Origin of the sequence: Snodgrassella sp. B3800, assembly GCF_026535865.1 — a bacterium.
GTDB lineage: Bacteria > Pseudomonadota > Gammaproteobacteria > Burkholderiales > Neisseriaceae > Snodgrassella > Snodgrassella alvi_E.
Genome location: NZ_JAFNPH010000001.1, coordinates 447,924 through 465,964, shown reverse-complemented (window position 1 = coordinate 465,964; position 18,041 = coordinate 447,924). Strand labels below are relative to the sequence as shown.

The 18,041-nt window shown below is 43.6% G+C and carries 16 protein-coding genes; 4 read left to right on the top strand and 12 right to left on the bottom strand.

The window, feature by feature from the left end; translation table 11 throughout:
* The first annotated feature begins 24 nt into the window (after positions 1–24).
* A complete protein-coding gene (gene panS, locus J3U64_RS02100) occupies positions 25–978 on the top strand; it encodes a ketopantoate/pantoate/pantothenate transporter PanS (protein WP_267390074.1) in 954 nt (317 codons plus the stop codon).
* A gap of 134 nt (positions 979–1,112) precedes the next feature.
* On the opposite strand, the gene recX is transcribed toward panS, so the two are convergent.
* The 4 genes from recX to J3U64_RS02080 all read right to left on the bottom strand — a co-directional run bounded on the left by recX (position 1,113) and on the right by J3U64_RS02080 (position 4,813).
* Complete coding sequence (recX, locus tag J3U64_RS02095; RefSeq protein ID WP_100139939.1) at positions 1,113–1,586, bottom strand: recombination regulator RecX; 474 nt, start codon at positions 1,584–1,586, stop codon at positions 1,113–1,115.
* Positions 1,583–2,290, bottom strand: coding sequence for a phosphoglycolate phosphatase (locus tag J3U64_RS02090; RefSeq protein ID WP_267408114.1), 708 nt, complete (start codon positions 2,288–2,290; stop codon positions 1,583–1,585). Before J3U64_RS02090 ends, recX begins: the two co-directional genes overlap by 4 nt.
* A 152-nt stretch (positions 2,291–2,442) precedes the next feature.
* The gene (locus J3U64_RS02085; RefSeq protein WP_267408113.1) at positions 2,443–3,513 is read right to left on the bottom strand and encodes an aldose epimerase family protein; all 1,071 of its coding nucleotides are present in this window, start codon (positions 3,511–3,513) and stop codon (positions 2,443–2,445) included.
* On the bottom strand, positions 3,500–4,813 hold the full coding sequence (locus J3U64_RS02080) for a replication-associated recombination protein A (RefSeq protein WP_267408112.1): 1,314 nt from the start codon (positions 4,811–4,813) through the stop codon (positions 3,500–3,502). Before J3U64_RS02080 ends, J3U64_RS02085 begins: the two co-directional genes overlap by 14 nt.
* Positions 4,814–4,977: 164 nt before the next feature.
* Here J3U64_RS02080 and J3U64_RS02075 point away from each other — a divergent pair, with 164 nt between their 5' ends.
* Positions 4,978–5,325, top strand: coding sequence for a hypothetical protein (locus J3U64_RS02075; RefSeq protein WP_267390078.1), 348 nt, complete (start codon positions 4,978–4,980; stop codon positions 5,323–5,325).
* Positions 5,326–5,366: 41 nt separating this feature from the next.
* On the top strand, positions 5,367–6,779 hold the full coding sequence (gene thrC, locus J3U64_RS02070; RefSeq protein WP_267408111.1) for a threonine synthase: 1,413 nt from the start codon (positions 5,367–5,369) through the stop codon (positions 6,777–6,779).
* 67 nt (positions 6,780–6,846) lie between these two features.
* Here the strand turns inward: thrC and J3U64_RS02065 are convergent, their stop codons facing one another.
* The gene (locus tag J3U64_RS02065; RefSeq protein WP_267390080.1) at positions 6,847–8,349 is read right to left on the bottom strand and encodes a cation:proton antiporter; all 1,503 of its coding nucleotides are present in this window, start codon (positions 8,347–8,349) and stop codon (positions 6,847–6,849) included.
* A gap of 103 nt (positions 8,350–8,452) precedes the next feature.
* A complete protein-coding gene (locus tag J3U64_RS02060; protein WP_267408110.1) occupies positions 8,453–9,391 on the bottom strand; it encodes a Dyp-type peroxidase in 939 nt (312 codons plus the stop codon).
* Between the two features lie 332 nt (positions 9,392–9,723).
* Between J3U64_RS02060 and J3U64_RS02055 the strand changes: the two genes are divergently transcribed.
* Complete coding sequence (locus J3U64_RS02055; protein WP_267408109.1) at positions 9,724–11,454, top strand: cation:proton antiporter; 1,731 nt, start codon at positions 9,724–9,726, stop codon at positions 11,452–11,454.
* 180 nt (positions 11,455–11,634) lie between these two features.
* Here the strand turns inward: J3U64_RS02055 and J3U64_RS02050 are convergent, their stop codons facing one another.
* From J3U64_RS02050 to cyoA, 6 genes are all read right to left on the bottom strand, one after another.
* Complete coding sequence (locus J3U64_RS02050; protein ID WP_267408108.1) at positions 11,635–12,990, bottom strand: MFS transporter; 1,356 nt, start codon at positions 12,988–12,990, stop codon at positions 11,635–11,637.
* A gap of 123 nt (positions 12,991–13,113) precedes the next feature.
* Positions 13,114–14,004 carry a heme o synthase gene (cyoE, locus tag J3U64_RS02045; protein ID WP_100139948.1) on the bottom strand — a complete coding sequence of 297 codons (891 nt, stop codon included), beginning with the start codon at positions 14,002–14,004 and terminating at the stop codon, positions 13,114–13,116.
* Positions 14,005–14,013: 9 nt separating this feature from the next.
* A complete protein-coding gene (gene cyoD / locus J3U64_RS02040) occupies positions 14,014–14,346 on the bottom strand; it encodes a cytochrome o ubiquinol oxidase subunit IV (RefSeq protein ID WP_100139949.1) in 333 nt (110 codons plus the stop codon).
* Complete coding sequence (locus J3U64_RS02035; RefSeq protein ID WP_267408107.1) at positions 14,343–14,954, bottom strand: cytochrome o ubiquinol oxidase subunit III; 612 nt, start codon at positions 14,952–14,954, stop codon at positions 14,343–14,345. Before J3U64_RS02035 ends, cyoD begins: the two co-directional genes overlap by 4 nt.
* A complete protein-coding gene (cyoB, locus tag J3U64_RS02030; RefSeq protein WP_100139951.1) occupies positions 14,954–16,939 on the bottom strand; it encodes a cytochrome o ubiquinol oxidase subunit I in 1,986 nt (661 codons plus the stop codon). Before cyoB ends, J3U64_RS02035 begins: the two co-directional genes overlap by 1 nt.
* 19 nt (positions 16,940–16,958) lie before the next feature.
* Entirely contained in the window at positions 16,959–17,849 is an 891-nt protein-coding gene (gene cyoA / locus J3U64_RS02025; protein ID WP_267408106.1) for a ubiquinol oxidase subunit II, read from the bottom strand.
* Between the last annotated feature and the right edge of the window lie 192 nt (positions 17,850–18,041).

Sequence of the window (18,041 nt, the reverse complement as noted above, 5' to 3'; positions counted from 1 at the left end):
CTGTTATTACATGAGAAAATTCTCGTGATTGCTATCATTACAAGGCTGTTCCCACTGTGGGCAGCCTTATGTTCTATCTTCGCCTATTTGAATCCTGCTGTTTTCGCACCACTGAAACCTTATATTTCAGAAATGCTGATGCTGGTAATGCTGTCCATGGGCATGACACTGAAAATAGCCGATTTTACCCGTGTATTAAAACGGCCGGCACCAATCGTGGCCGGTATTGGCCTGCATTATCTGATTATGCCGCTGGCAGCTTGGCTGATAGCCAGATTGCTTAACATGTCGCCGGAATTGCAAGCAGGCATGGTGCTGGTAGGGTGCGTAGCCAGTGGTACTGCTTCCAACGTTATGGTGTTTCTGTCTAAAGGGGATGTTGCACTCTCGGTAACCATCAGTGCGCTGTCTACTGTAGTGGGTATTTTTGCTACGCCATTACTGGCTAAATTGTACATTGCAGCTTCTATTGCTGTACCGGTAGTGAATATGCTCAAGGAAATTCTGCTTATTGTGGCATTACCGATTGCTATCGGAGTGGGGATAAATTATTTTATCCCGCAGCAAGTAAAAAAAATTGTACCCTCATTGCCATTGATTACCATGTGCGTAATTATCCTTGTATTGGCAACGGTAGTTTCGCTGAGCAGTGATAAAATAGGGATTGAAACAGCTATTGTTGTATTTGGCGTAATTCTGCACAATGGTTTGGGGCTGATTGGTGGATATTGGGGTGGACGGCTGTTTGGTTTTGATAAATCCATTTGTCGTACCCTTGCACTGGAAGTAGGTATGCAGAACTCAGGTCTGGCTGCAGTATTAGGCACGAATTTCTTTGGGCCAATGGCTGCAATCCCCGGAGCAATATTCTCACTGTGGCATAATATTTCCGGTTCGTTTCTTGCAGGTTACTGGTCAACCAAACCTACCGGCACCAGTAATGACAAAGTGAAACGTGAAGATGTCAGTCTGCATTGATATAGTCTGTCAATAATTAAAAAGTCCGGCCAATTACCGGACTTTTTAATTATCGCGATTTGCCAAAAACTGAGCGCGTAACTAATTCAGTTTTTTTCATCAAACCCATCAATTTTTTTATTGCCTTTTATACGCTATTCCCAAAACTCTTCCTCTGGAAGAATACTCTCTTCCCAAGCACGATGCATAGCTGTATTGATAATATCCATGCTAAATCCACGATAGGCTAGAAAATGCATATATTTGTGCTTTTCTTTTAAATCAGATGGAGGCCGGCGATATTTTTTTTGTAAAACAGCGACTGCATTACTGATTTGTTCCGCTTTGTTTGGCAGATAATCGGCAATCAGCTCCGCTTTAACTCCTTTTTGTTTAAGGCTTTGCTGTAATCGCAGATTGCCGTGTATACGGCTTTTACTGTTGATGTAGGTTTCCGCATAGCGAGCATCAGATTGCCAGTGCCGCTCGGCTAGTTCATCTAGCAAAGATTCAATATCATCGTTTTCTTCTACATGCGGGCGTAATTTACGTGTCAGCTCAGCACGGCTGATTTCTTGCCGTGCCAATATAGCAATGGCACGGCCGCGTAAGCTGATTTTTGGTTTCATGCGCGGATTTCACTATCGCCATGATGCCGCATGCCATCATCAATCTGAGGCAGGTGGTCAATAATGATATCTGGTTTGGTATCGGGGTTTTGTGCCAGTAGTCCCATATCGGCATAACCCCAAGTTACGCCACAGCTTAAGGCATCGGCAGCTTTGGCTGCAAGAATGTCATTTGCTGAATCACCCACCATTAATAAATTTTGAATAGCAACACCTAATACTTCGGCTGTGTGCAATAAGGGCATAGGGGAGGGTTTCTTTTCACTCAGTGTGTCACCACCTACCACTAAACTAAAAGAATCGGCCAGTCCCAGTTCGCACAATAATTCCACTGCAAGAATTTCATTTTTATTAGTAATTACCGCTAAGGGTAATCCTCTGTTACGAAATAGAGCTAGTGCGGTTTCAACCTCAGGATAGGGACGGGTATGAACACTTAGATGAGTACGGTAATAAGCAATAAATGCAGTAAAACCTTGTGCCCAGCTAGCTTCATCAGCCTGTCCGTCTTTACTTCCACTGAGCGCCCGATGCACCAGACTAGACAAACCATCGCCTACGTAGCTGGTGAGTTCTTCTGCGGGTAAAGGTGCCAGATTCATTTCGGCACGCATATGATTGGCCGCTGCACACAAATCGGCAATTGAATCGACCAGCGTACCATCAAGATCGAATGCTATGGCCTGAATATCATTCCATTTCATGCTAAGCAATATGGGTTGGTAAAAGACGTATTCATTTTATCACGAGCAATGTACCGATATGGTCCTTAGTCGAACTGGATTTACTCTGTTTAGCAATCAAAGATTTTACACCTTAATTTGCCTTCATCCAGCAGTTGTAGGTCTAAGTAGGGTTAACTACATATGGGTTGGATAGGATTGCGGCTAAATATATAGCTGATATGCTGTTTATATGTAGTCCCGGCCCGAAGAATATTATTGGGAAAAGCTGGCTGGTTTGCTGCATCGGTATAACCCTGCGGTTCAAAACAGATGGCAGCAAATGGTTGCAGTGCTTTACGTTGCGGTATCGGTTGTTTTGTTAGATGCTGGGCGTTATAAACCACCATTACCGGTGCATCAGTTTTAACCGCCATTGAAAGTCCCGTATCTGGCGCGCTAATACTCGCTACAATGCTTTGATTGGAATGAGGAGGTAAGATATAGGCAGTATCAATTACACTATTGCCAATAGGGCGGGCAGAATGGAAATCCAGTGCTGCTGGTGCCTTAGAAACCTCACCAGTAGGCATCATATCTGCATCTGTATCAATTACTTCCATAGGTAACAACCATAACTGATGCTCGCTGACAGTATTTTCTCGCAAAGCCAGATTGAAATAACTGTGTTGAGTAAGATTAATCAACGTATCTCGATCTGTTTCAGCGCTGAAATCAACATTTAACTCATTATTAGCTGTCAGAGTATAACAAACTTGAACGTTCAGATTGCCGGGATAGCCTTCTTCTCCATCGGCGCTGAATAATTGCAACGTGATGGAAGCACATTCGTCATCTGTGTGCGTGGTATGCACTGTCCACCATTTCTGGTCGAAGCCGCAAAATCCGCCATGCATGTGATGCTCGCCATGATTGGGTGACAACTGAATCCATTCCTGATTTAGCTTTGCTTTCGCATGGCTGATACGGCCAGCATGTCGCCCGATTACTGCTCCCAGATGCGGATTGTTGGCACGGTAGCTATTGCTGGCATAGTCTTCAGCATTATCAAAGCCCAGTACACATTCCACTGAATTGCCGTCTCGGTCTGGTATTACAATTGAAGTAATAATGGCACCAAAATTTATTATCGATACCTTCATGCCGTTGCTATTAGACAATGTCCATAGTGTGGCGCTGTCTCCATCTATCAAGCCAAATGGCTGGGTTTCAAGTGTACAGAGTGATTGCTTATTTGTTTGCATTCTGACCGGCCTCTTCGTCCAGATTATGTAAAAATGCCAGCTTGTCCGCGATTTTAATTTCCAGCCCGCGTGCTACTGGCTGATAAAAAGACGGTTCTTCCATACCGTCTGGCATATAAGTTTCACCAGCTGCATAAGCATTGGGTTCATCGTGTGCATAACGGTATTCTCTGCCATAACCCAGCTCTTTCATCAGCTTAGTAGGTGCATTGCGCAAATGTACAGGCACTTCACTGGAGGGATGCTGTTTAACAAATGCACGTGCCTCATTATAAGCCATATATCCTGCATTACTTTTGGCAGCACAGGCTAGATACAATACAGCCTGCCCTAGAGCTAGTTCGCCTTCGGGGCTGCCCAGACGCTCATAAGTAAGGGCTGCATCATTCGCTATTTGCATTGCCCGAGGATCTGCCAACCCGATATCCTCCCACGCCATACGGATAATGCGCCTTGCCAGATAGCGCGGGTCTGCGCCACCATCGAGCATGCGTGAAAACCAGTAAATAGCGGCATTAGGATGGGAACCACGTACAGACTTATGTAAAGCAGAAATCTGTTCGTAGAAGCTGTCACCACCTTTATCGAAACGACGCAGCTGTGTGCCAAGACTACTGGCCGTTAATGCTGCACTGATAACACTTTGCTGCTGAGCCTGTGCAGTGTGAATTAATTGTTCCAGAAGATTTAGAAAACGCCGACCATCACCGTCGGCACTGTTGAGAATGAGTGTCTGAGCATCCTCATCAATACTGAATGTTTTGAAAGCCTGCAGACTGAATACTTTCTGCTGAAGCTGTTTTAATTCTTCAATGCTGAGCGAATGCAGCTTATAAACCTGTGAGCGGCTTAAAAGAGCTGGATTCACTTCGAAAGAGGGGTTTTCAGTGGTGGCGCCAATAAATGTGAAAAGACCGTTTTCTACATAGGGTAAAAATGCATCCTGCTGAGATTTATTGAAGCGATGCACTTCATCTACAAATAATATAGTACGCTGACCATGTTGTAATGCAAGCTGCGCCTTTTCGACCGCCGCACGAATTTCCTTGACACCGGAAAAAACCGCTGACAATGGAATAAACTGAGCATTGAAACTCTGTGCCAGAATGCGTGCCAGTGTGGTTTTACCTACGCCAGGAGGACCCCACAACAGCATAGAGTGTAGATGTCCAGTTTCAACTGCGACCCGTAATGGTTTACCCTCACCAATCAGATGTTGCTGGCCGATCACTTCATCCAGATTCTGTGGACGTAACTGTTCTGCCAGTGGGGCTAAAGGTTTTTGATTAAATAAATCCATATCGTGTCATTCTGTACACGGCAATTCGTGTAAGATATTGTACCTGATTGAATGAAGTTTGCCCGCTATTCAGATTTTACATTGCGTGTATAATCGTGTGATTACATATCTTAAAAAAGGGTGGTTGTATTCGGGTTTGATTATAATGCAACTGACAAAAATTCATGAATAAAATATTGTTTCTGCTGGTTTTTGTAGTGGTAGTGATAGGGGTCGGTATTCAATATGATAAAAAAGCAGAATACGGACTGATCTCCGGCATAGCTGGTTACATGATTAATAATGAGTGTCAGCTTCAGCTGAGTAAGCCACTGCTTATCCGTGGACTCGGTACAATTGACCTTTCTGGAGTGAGTAAACAGTATTGTAGTTGTATTGCTGAGCAAAACAAACGTAAGTTCAGCATCGAAGAAGTAATCAAAATGGTCAATCCACAAAATCGCCAGCAGAATGTAAGTGTATTAATTGCATCAGAGGCTGAAAAATGCAGCTACGGAATGCAGCGTTATTAACTATGGTTCAGATATGATTTCAGAATCATACAGGAGAAACAATGAAATACATTAGTACCAGAGGGCAGACAGCACCAAAAAGCTTTAGTCAGGCATTAATGGCGGGGCTGGCTGATGATGGTGGATTGTTACTGCCACAAAGCTATCCACATATCGATGCATTTACTCTGCATGACTGGCGCTCATTGAGCTATGCTGAGCTGGCTCTGCAAATCATCAGCTTATTTGCTACTGACATACCTAAAGCGGATTTACAGACAATCATTAGCAAAACCTATACTGCAGATGTATTTGGTAGCGATGAAATTACGCCTCTGAGAACGTTGCATGACGGTGTCAATATTCAAGCGTTATCTAACGGCCCTACACTAGCTTTTAAAGATATGGCCATGCAGTTATTGGGCAATCTCTTTGAATATGTGCTTGGACGTGAAAACCGTTATCTCAATATTATCGGCGCCACCAGCGGTGATACTGGTTCTGCAGCTGAATATGCCTTGAGGGGTAAAGACAGAGTAAATGTGTTCATGTTATCGCCTTTTGGCAAAATGAGCGATTTTCAGCGTGCACAAATGTACAGCTTGCAGGATGGCAATATATTCAATATCGCTATCAAAGGTATGTTCGACGATTGTCAGGACATTGTGAAAGCTTTACAGAATGATCATGCTTTCAAGGCTAATTACCATCTGAGTACGGTTAATTCGATTAACTGGGGCAGGATAGTGGCGCAAGTGGTGTATTATTTTAAAGGCTATTTTGCTGCCACCAACAGTAACGAGCAGAAAGTATCATTTTGTGTACCAAGCGGTAATTTCGGTAATGTACTGGCCGGACATATTGCGCGAAGTATGGGTCTGCCCATTCACCGTCTGATAGTTGCCACAAATGAAAACGATGTATTGAACGAATTTTTCAATACTGGTCATTATCGTCCGCGGGATGCAGCACATACTTTTGTTACCTCCAGCCCTTCGATGGATATTTCCAAAGCTTCCAATTTCGAACGCTTTGTATATGATCTGCTGGACCACGATGGTGCTAAAGTGCAGCAGCTCTGGCAACAGGTAGCCACTGGCAGCGGGTTTGACCTAAGCCCATTGCTCGACAAAATCCACAGCCAATATGGCTTTGCTGCTGGTAAAAGCACACATACCGACCGTCTGCATACTATTGCACAAGTTTATGCAGAAGACGGCGAGCTAATAGATCCTCATACTGCTGATGGTGTAAAAGTTGCACGGCAATTGCGCGAAGCTGGTGAAATTATTGTTTGTCTAGAAACAGCACAGCCAGCTAAATTTGCCCAGACTATCCATGAAGCCGTAGGTGATAATGTCAAAATCCCGCGGCCAGATAATTTGGCTGGGCTGGAAGATTTACCACAGCGTGTTACCATCATGGATAACGATGCCGCAGCAGTACGAGAATTTATAGAAGCACAATTGAAATAAAAAAAGTTTGGCCTATATAGCTTAATAAAAATGCCGGCTTAATCAAGCCGGCATTTTTAGATTCGGATTAAAAATTATCCGGATTTTCCAATTTGTCTACTTTCTGTTTTAATTCTTCTGGTGTCAGAGCAATCTCTTCACTCGGGTCAGCAGCAGCGGTAGCTACAGCAATCGGATTATAAACAGAAATATATTCTGAACCATCAGACCGATCTTCAATAGTATACATCACGCCACTGCGGTTAAAACGATGACACTGGCGCTGATACCAGCCGCGAAAACCGGTTTTCGGTTCGTCCGGATTGTAATAAAACGCATTCAATACTTCCGGTAACCCCAGACCACATACCACACCTGATAGCAATACACAGATAAAAGTATAACCAACAAGAATATCGCTGTATTTGGCCAATGCCGGCATATTGGCTACGGCTAGAATCAAAGCCAGAGAAATACCGCCGCGTACACCACCCCATGACAGAATGGTCAGGCTGCCATGGTAGCTTTTCTTATGCACTTTAGGAAACAGCATAAAGGCCAGAATATTGCCGATAAAGCGGCTCAGATGTAGTAACACGAATGCAACAATACCGCCGATAACCAGCGTTTTGCTCATGTCTACAATAAAAAGTTCCAGACCAATCAGGGTAAATAGGAAAGAATTGATGATCCCTTCTACCGCATGCCAGAAATTATTAACATCATCTATTTCTTTTTTCTGCAATACTTCCTGCCATTTATTACCGACAATCAGACCTCCAACCACACAGGCAATTGGGCCGGAAGCATGGGCAAAATAGGCCACCAGATATGAACCAGAAGCGAGCAGGGCAGTGGCTAGAATCAGTGATTCATTTTCATGTTTACCGTGTAGCAGGCGTAATGCGCCGATACCAAAGATAAAACCGATAATCACGGCTACAATAATTTCATAGAAGAAATTCTCAATCACACCTATGGGTGAAACATGCTGGCCGTTAATCAGCGTTAGAATGGTCATAAACACCACGATACACATCGCATCGTTGAATAAAGATTCACCTTCCAGCTTAACCATCAAATGCCGAGGTGTGCGAACTGAGCTCAATACGCCTTTGATACCAATAGGGTCAGTGGCACCGAGGGCAGAACCAAGTAGTAGCAGCACGAGCAGCGGGACATAATCTCCTACCAGAAACTGGAAAGCATAAAGCAGCCCGCCAAACAGTACGGAACACAACAGCAAACCCAGAGTGGCTAAAATTAATATCTGACGCCAGTAGCGTTTTAAATCGGAAATCTTGAATTTGAGGGCAGAGGAAGTCAGGATAAAACAGATTACACCGTTAACCAGAAAATCATAAAAATTAATATGGCCAACTGCAGCTTTCAACGCCTGGATATCCACATGAATAAAATGATTGCGTCCGAACAAATTCATACCCCATTGCAGAGCGAATACAAGAATTGCGGAAACAATCGGCACACCGATGGCCTGTGGCATATCAAACAACCGTTTATTTAATAGCGTCGTGACTATGGACAACGAAAAAATAACGGTGATGGCCTGTAAAAAAAGTACACTACCCATGCAAACAGTTTTCCTTTATTGAGATGATGTTATAAATTAGAGTTAAACCGAATCTGTCGCAGTTTCGAGCAGGTTCCCCTTGAATAAAACATGCAAAAGTAACTTACGAATCAAATTCATCCATTAAATCAGGAGAAGGTATGAAGTATAGACTGCCGCTCACTGGGGTACTGAAATCCAGCAGACGATCGACATGTCCTTCTGCATTACCGGTGAACATTTGTTTAACCATCTGACGGGTAACAGCAAATGAACGGGCATAGCCAATAAAGAATGTACCATATTCATTTTTCGATGGATGGGCAAAAGCAACATTTGCGCGAACTATTTTTAGTTCATTACCCTCAGCATCATAAACTTTGCTGACATTGTTATGTGCTGTCTGCGGTTTTTCCTCATCGGAAAGTTCAATATCATTGAATCGGCGCCGACCGATAGTTTTTTCTTGTTCCTCAACTGATAATTGTCGCCATGCCTGCATGTTGTGCAGGTATTTCTGAGTGAAAGCATAGCTACCGTTACGAAACAGAGGATCTTCATCACCAACCACGGCATAATCTATTTTGCGTTCGTCGTCAGGATTTTCAGTACCATCGACAAAACCAATAATGGCACGCCCATCCAGATAACGGAATCCGCTGACCTCATCTATCGGATAAGTGGCCTCTCCCAGAATTTCATGAATCATTGCGGCCATTTCATAGCAAATATCCTGACGGTCTGCACGAATATGGAAAAATAAATCGCCTGGTGTGGCCACAGCAGTATGCTTAGCACCTTTGATTTCAGTAAAAGGCACTAGCTCTTTCGGTTTGGGTTTCGCTGGACGCAATCTGTCCCACGCATCCGAACCAATCCCCATTAACGCATTGAAATGTTCATCATGAAAACGGCCATGTAAACTGCGTATTAAAGCTGAAAAACCGGTGATAAAATCAAGAACATCAGCAACTGCTGTTTCATTGTCCTTAATACCAAGCGTAATAAACAAAGCGCTTTTACCCGGATAGGCAACTACTGGCGGTATCCTGTTTATAGTCATTAATAAAACTTTCCTAAACTAATATTATAGTGAATTTAACTAACCTTATTAAGTACAAGCAGACACAAATTTAAAAAATTTTAACTATTTCGCTCAGAAAAATAATATTTCCATATTCAACTAAGAATATGGAATATGGCTCCGAAATAAGTACGATTTGATGTCCCCTTTATTAATGCAGTTAATAAATGGGGATACTTAACTATAATATATGCAAAGATTAGATAAAAAACGATAATTATATATGAAAAGCTGATAAAAGCTTTTATTTATCAAAAATTATCCGTTAATATAGATTACTTACTATTACTGATTATTACCTAGAGAAATCAATGCACCACTCATTTCCACTGGTAGAAACCATTGTAGGCGGATTATTTTTTGCTTTTATACTCGGTTATATAGCCCACAAATTACGTATGCCACCTTTAGTTGGCTACCTCTTTGCAGGGATTATTGTCGGACCGTACACCAAAGGTTTCACTGCTGATATGCATTTATCACAGCAGCTGGCAGAGTTGGGCGTAATTTTGCTCATGTTTGGAGTGGGTTTACATTTTTCTATCCGTGATTTGCTTGCAGTCAAACGTGTTGCCATTCCTGGGGCACTGATACAGATTGCACTGGCTACCCTGTTAGGCTGGCTATTGGCATGGCTGGCCGGCTGGAGCACTGGTGCCGGAATTGTGTTTGGGCTGGCTTTATCTTGTGCTTCTACGGTAGTTTTAATAGCTGCTTTGCAGCGCTGGCATCTGGGGGATTCTACGCAAGGCCGCATTGCCACTGGCTGGCTCATTGTGGAAGATATAGCCATGGTGTTTGTGCTGGTCATGATTCCGGCGCTGGCGCCGGTATTGTCAGGACAAGGAAGTGTTTCGAGTGCTGATTTATTTTATTTACTAGGCAAAACCAGTGTTCAGATTATTGCGTTTGTGGTAGTGATGCTGTTTCTGGGGCGCCGTCTCATACCCTGGTCCTTACAGCGTGTAGTAAGCACCGGTAGTCCAGAGCTATTCCGGTTGGCGGTTATAGCCGTAGCGCTGGGTTGTGCCATATTAGCCAATTATCTTTTCGGTGTTTCATTTGCACTGGGTGCGTTTTTTGCTGGAGCCATCATCAGTGAAACCAGTATGAATCACACAGCTGAAGATGCTTCGAGCGGATTGAGAGAATTTTTTACAGTTTTGTTCTTTGTTTCAGTAGGGATGCTGTTTGACCCCAGTATTATTATTCGTGAACCATTATTGCTCATAGCAACCCTGCTGGTTGTGGTAATTGGCAAAAGTGCAGGCGCATTTCTGATTGTGCGCGTATTTGGTTATCCGCCACAAACAGCATTAACCATTGCTGTAGCATTGGCGCAGATTGGGGAGTTTTCTTTTATGATAGCCAGCTTAGGGTCGGTATACAAAATATTGCCTCCCTTGGCCAGCGATTTGATATTAGGGAGTGCCCTGATTTCCATTATTTGTAATCCTTTTCTGTTTGTCTGGCTTAACCGGTATTTAGAAAAACAGAATCAACAGGCTACCTCAGCAGCACCAGGCGTGATTGACAGCGGAATGATGTCTGATAAGCCTCATGCAAAAGTGGCTGCTCCCATTAAACCGGTATCGATTTATTTTGTTGATGAAGACATGGCTGTTGCGCCAGCTGTAAGCAATCATACCGTCCTCGTTGGTGCTGGTCCGGTAGGGCAGGAAATTATCAGGCATTTGCAGGCTCAGAATGAAACAGTATATGTTCAGGAAAACCGGCTTGACGTAGTAACAGAACTACGAGCACGTCAGATACCAGTGGCTTACGGACACGCTTTGTCTGATGGTATGCTTGATGCAGTATTTGTGTCCGAAGCCAGAAATTTGATTATTACCATCCAAAATAAAACAGAGATTGTTTCAATTATCAAAGCTGCACTGGCACTCAATCCTCAATTGCAAATCGTGACGTTTAGCCGATATGAACAGGATAAGCAATTATTTATCCAAGCTGGTGCTACAAAAGTAGTTGATAGCCAGATTGTGCTAGCACAGGAAATTATGCAGGCCTTTGAGCATGCATAAATTCTTCATTCCTGTGAAAATGGTAGAAAAGAAAATTATCAATATTGAATGCCATAAAATCCGGCCTAGTCTAAAAATAAAACTGCTTAGAAATAAATAATTAGCGCAAGTTATGTTCTGGCAGCTATTTTAATTTAAACTATGAGCCGGATACGGAAAAACCGTCTTGTTAATAGATACCTATCTGCAGATGGAGTTGATAAAAGCTTCCAACTGTTGGCGGCTGGTAATTTTACTGTCAATTTTAATGTAGATACTGTGTTCTTCAGGCACAATCAAAACTTGGCTAATACCATTCTGCTGCAATAATTGTTGGTGTGCATTCTCGGGCAAAATCTGATTGCTGCCCAGCGTCAAGCGCAGACTAGCCAGATAGGGTGGTTCCTGCATAGTAAAACTTAGCAGCAACCACACCACAGCTAATCCTGTACCAAACAAAAAAACTGAATGAGCACCACAATGTGCAGCCAGCCAGCCACCGATAGTGCCACCGCAGGCTACTCCGAGAAACTGTCCTGTAGCGTAAATGCCCATTGCTGTGCCTTTAAAACCGGCAGGCGCTTCTTTGCTTACCCAAGATGGCAGCAATGCTTCCATCAAATTAAACGCAATAAAAAACAACAATACACCTATAATTAGGGACCAAAAGGAAATATTGGCCAGCCATAAAACTGTTTCAGCAAGCATCAGACCGGCAACGCATATGATAAAAACGCGTCGCATCCGGCGTTTACTTTCTGCATAAATAATCGGTGGCAATACCGTAATAAATGCAATCAGCATTGTGTATAAATAAATTTGCCAGTGTTTGGATGCTGGAAATCCTGCTTGCTCAAGTTGCAAAGGCAGAGCAACAAAGGTAGACATCAGAAGAAAATGCAGACAGAAAATACCTATGTTGAGCTTGAGTAAGGGTGCATTACGCAATAGAGTACCAAAGCTACCCTTTACGATACCAGATTCACGATTGAACACATGAACACTGCTCACGGGTACAAAAAATAACGTCAGTGCAATAGCGATTACTGCCAGTGAGGCAATGACCCAAAATAGACCGTGTAAACCAAATGCATGTGTGATAATTGGGCCGCATACCATGGCCAATGCAAATGTTATGCCAAAGCTGATACCGATAAAAGCCATCGCTTTAGTGCGATTCTGTTCACGAGTTAAATCTGAAAGTAGAGCCATTACGGCTGCGGCAATTGCGCCGCTACCCTGTAAAGCTCGTCCCAAAATCACCCCCCAGATTGAGGTGGTTACAGCGGCAATGATGCTACCCAGAGTGAAGATTATCAAACCGCCCACTATCAGTGGCTTGCGTCCAAAACGGTCTGACCATAAGCCAAAAGGAATCTGTAGTAAAGCCTGCATCAGGCCATAAATACCAATAGCCAGACCGATCAGGCTTTCATTGGCTCCTTGTAATGTCATTCCATAAGTGGTCAGTACTGGCAGAACCATAAACATGCCCAGCATGCGCAATGAAAAAACCGCTCCTAATCCCCATGTTGCTCGCCTTTCGGCGGAGTTCATGTGTGTATCATTATTGTTGGAATTCATATTGAGTACAGCTTAAAAGAAAAACCTGCCTATTGTAAAAGAAACAAAGGCAGGTTGGGGTGGTTTGCGTATTATTATGTATTCATGTTTACGGTATCAACCAGCCAAGCTTAATACAGTAGGAGAGGCCGGTGTCATGAAATCTACCGACATCATAATGCTTAAGGTAGTGATAGCTATAATCGAAAATACAAACAGTTTACGTGCCCATATACGGTCATTATTCTGCGCTTTATAACCAGATAGTGCCATACACAGCCACCATACACTGACCGCAGCAGCCACCACCAGATATTTGTATCCGGCATAACCACCTATAGACAGCATCAGTGTCGCAAACATAAAAGCAATGATATAAAACGTGATATGGTGTTTGGCTACCGCAATACCTTTTACCACTGGCAAAACCGGAATATTGGCTGCCTGATAATCCTTAAAGCGATAAATCGCAATAGCGTAGGAATGTGGCATTTGCCAGAGACTGAAAATCGCTAGCAGAATAAGTGCACCAGCATCAAAATTATTGCTTACTGCACAATAACCAATCACTGGAGGTGCGGCACCTGACAGACTGCCAATAAGGGTACCGTAAACAGAATGCCGTTTCATATAGAGACTATAAATCCCTACATAAACCACAAAGCCCATTACAGATAACCACATGGCCAACGGGTTAGCACCAAAATAGAGCACAATAAACCCAGCAATACCCAGTATCGTGGCTAATGCAAAGGTCACCCGTGCAGAGGCAAGCCCTCGTACTAGAACACGATTCTTGGTACGTTCCATCTTCGGATCGATATCACGGTCAATCAGGTTATTGAACGCACAGCCAGAAGCTACTACCAGAGACACGCCCAGCAGAGTAAGAATTAGCAGGAAACCGTTAATGCTGCCTTTGGAAGCCAGCAAAAACCCGCCGACAACTGAAATCAGGTTGCCGACGATAATACCTGGTTTAGTTACTTGCAGGTATGGCTTAATCATGAACTGCCTTTAACCTAACACCATGTTTGCATTCAGGCTCCACATAATCCAAATGGAGAGGCCTACCAGCAATACAATCACAATTGCGGTGAAAATAAATGAAATTAGATTCCAGCGTTCTTCCGGATTACTGCCCAAATGGAGGAAACATACCAACTGAACAATAAGCTGTAATACAGCTGTAATCACAATCACCGCAAACAAAGTTTTCTTGTCTGCTGCATGATTCATGACCATCAGAAACGGAATCAGAGTTAATACCACCGACAGGATAAAACCAATGACGTAGTTTTTAGCACTGCCATGTTGTGGAATATGGTCTTGATGGTTTGACTGACTCATAACGCTACCCCCATCAGATATACAATTGAGAACACGCAAATCCACACGATGTCCAGAAAGTGCCAGAACAGGCTCAGGCAGTTAATACGCATACGGTTAACACTAGTCAGACCACGCGAAGCAATCTGAATCATCAGAACTGCCATCCAGATCAGACCGGCGGTAACGTGCAGACCATGGGTACCTACCAGAGCAAAAAAGCCAGACAGATATCCACTGCGATCCGGTCCCATACCATGTGTAATCAGATGATGGAATTCATACAGCTCCATCCCGATGAAGCAGGCACCGAATACAAAGGTTATAACCAGCCACAACAAAACCTGACTCTGATTATTGCGATTCATTGCCAGTACGGCAAAGCCGTATGTAATGGAACTCAGCAACAGAGCAAAAGTTTCTACCAGCACAAAAGGCAGCTCGAAAATGTCTTTGCCGCTTGGGCCACCAGCCGTGCCCGGCAGGAGCACGATATAGGTGGCAAACAGACAAGAGAACAAAATCAAGTCACTCATCAGGTAAATCCAGAACCCGAATACCTTCAGTGAACCGTTGTCGTGGTGAGCGTGTTCAGGCGCCTTACCGTGAATCAAGGTTTCAGTTGACATTATTTCAGTCCTGCTTTAGTTAATTCATTAAAACGTTTGCTTTCAATGGCTTCAATTTCAGCAACCGGTACGTAGTAATCCACGTCGGTGTCGAAGCTCTTGGCAATGAGACTAATAATCATGCCAGCGAAGCCAATGATGGCCATCCACCAGATATGCCAAATCATGGCAAAACCGAAAATCAGGGAGAATACACCGATAACGAGACCGGCAGCTGTATTTTTCGGCATATGAATTTCTTCATATTTAGCTGGTTTCTTATACGCAATACCTTTTTCTTTTTCGTCCCAGAATGCATCACGGGATTCAACTTGAGGTTGAATAGCGAAATTGTAGAAGGGTACTGGAGAAGAAGTAGACCATTCTAGTGTGCGGCCATCCCATGGGTCGCCGGTCACATCTAGATTTTCTTTACGATGTATGCAGGAAACCACTACCTGAATCACCATGCATACCACACCAAGAGCAATGATGGCAGCACCAGCAGCAGCTACGCACAGCAATGTGTGGAAAGCTGGGTCAATGTGCTGGCTCAAACGACGGGTCATGCCCATGAAGCCCAGTGCATATAACGGCATAAACGCAACAAAGAAGCCGATAAACCAACACCAGAAGGCGCGTTTACCCCATGTTTCATTCAGCTTGAAGCCAAATGCTTTCGGGAACCAGTAGTTGAGCGCTGCAAACAGACCGAATACGACACCACCGATAATGGTGTTATGGAAGTGGGCTACCAAAAACAGACTGCCATGCAGTACAAAGTCGGCACCCGGTACAGCTAACAGTACGCCGGTCATACCACCTACGGAGAAAGTAATGATAAAGCCTACCGTCCACAGCATTGGGACATGGAAAGAAATACGGCCTTCATACATAGTAAACAACCAGTTGAATATTTTCACCCCAGTCGGAATGGAAATAATCATAGTGGCGATACCAAAGAACGCATTAACGTTGGCACCAGAACCCATGGTAAAGAAGTGGTGCAGCCATACGATGAAAGACAAGATGGTGATACACACGGTGGCCCATACCATTGAGGTATAGCCGAACATGGTTTTACGTGAGAATGTAGCAGTTACTTCTGAATACACACCGAAAATTGGCAGAATCAGAATATAAACTTCTGGATGACCCCATGCCCAAATCAGATTGATATACATCATCATGTTACCGCCCAGTTCATTGGTAAAGAAGTGGGTGCCAAGGTAACGGTCTAATGTCAGCATCGCTACAGATGCAGTCAAAATCGGGAAAGAAGTCAGAATCAGAATGTTGCTACAGAAAGAAGCCCAGCAAAAGATAGGCATTTTCATCATAGTCATGCCAGGGGCACGCATTTTCAGTATAGTAGCGATAAAGTTAACCGCACTTACCGTAGTACCTATACCCGATATCTGCAGACTCCATATCCAGTAATCTACACCAACCCCAGGGCTGAATTCCAATCCAGACAGCGGTGGATAAGCCAGCCAGCCAGTTTGGGCAAATTCGCCCAGACCCAGTGACAGGTTAACCAGCACCACACTGACAGCGGTAAACCAGAAACCCAAATTATTTAGGAATGGATAAGCCACATCGCGCGCGCCTAGCTGCAACGGAATGACGAAGTTCATCAAACCAATAACAAATGGCATCGCTACAAAGAAAATCATGATTACACCGTGGGCGGTGAAAATCTGATCATAGTGATGTGGCGGCAGAAAGCCATCACTGGTACCAGAGGAAGCAAGTACCTGCTGGCTACGCATCATCACAGCATCGGCGAAACCACGTACCAACATCACCACTGCGACAATGATGTACATGATACCGATACGTTTGTGGTCAACTGTGGTAAACCATTCTTTCCACAGATAAGTCCATTTATGAAAATACGTAATTGCACCCACCAACGCCAAACCTATGACGATGATGGCTGTAATCGTTACCATGACAATTGGTTCATGGAACGGTATCGCATCTAAAGATAATTTTCCGAACATTGTTTATTTCCTCGCAAGCTTACTCAGCACTGCTGGCGGCACTGGCCTGTAGAGTAGCCGGCATATTGTGATTGGCAAATTTAGCAATCACGTTGCCGTACAAACTCGGATTTGCGCTGGAGAAGTATTCCACTTTGTGGAATTGGCTAGGCGCAGCCAGTTTGTTGAATGAAGCCATGTCATTAAGTGTATTTGGCGACTGTTTCACCTTTTCCACCCATTGATTGAAGCTGGCTTCATCCGGTGTAGCAATGGCAGTGAATTTCATACCAGAGAAACCGGCACCGCTGTAGCTGGATGAAATACCTTTGTATTCACCGGCAGTATCAGCTACCAGATGTAGCTTGGTCTGCATACCGGCCATAGCGTAAATCTGACTACCCAGCTGGGGGATGAAGAATGAATTCATCACTGTATTGGAAGTGATTCTGAATTCCACCGGTGTGTCTTTCGGAAAAGCGATTTCATTAACTGTAGCAATACCCTGTTCTGGATAAATAAACAGCCATTTCCAGTCTAATGAAATAACTTCAATTACTACTGGTTTTTTATCACTTTCCAGCGGACGATACGGGTCCAGAGAATGAGTGGTTTTCCAAGTGATTGTTCCCAGAATGAGAATAATCAGGATAGGAATGCCCCAAACTACGGCCTCGAGTTTATTGGAATGCGCCCATTTCGGCGAATATTTGGCATTGCTTCCCTCTCTGTATTTCAGAGAGAAGAGAATTGCCATAATAATCACCGGAATTACGACTATCAACATCAAGCAGATTGCTGTCAGTATCAGCGTGCGTTCTTCCTGACCTATATGGCCTTTAGGGTTTAGCAGAGCTGCATCACAGCCGCATAACAACAGCGAACCGATCAGCATCGTCAATACTATCCCTGAGAGCTTACTTAATTTCATGTAACGACCTCAACATTACGGGAAACACGATTAACGTTTGTAAAAAACGGGAGTTACTATTTTAAGACAATGTTGGCAAACTGTATATTGCCTGTGGCTATATGTTATTTAAGGAATGTTAAATAAGTATTATTCTTGTTTTTATTTCTGTTTTTATTTCTGTTTTTATTTTATATAAAAATCATACATTTA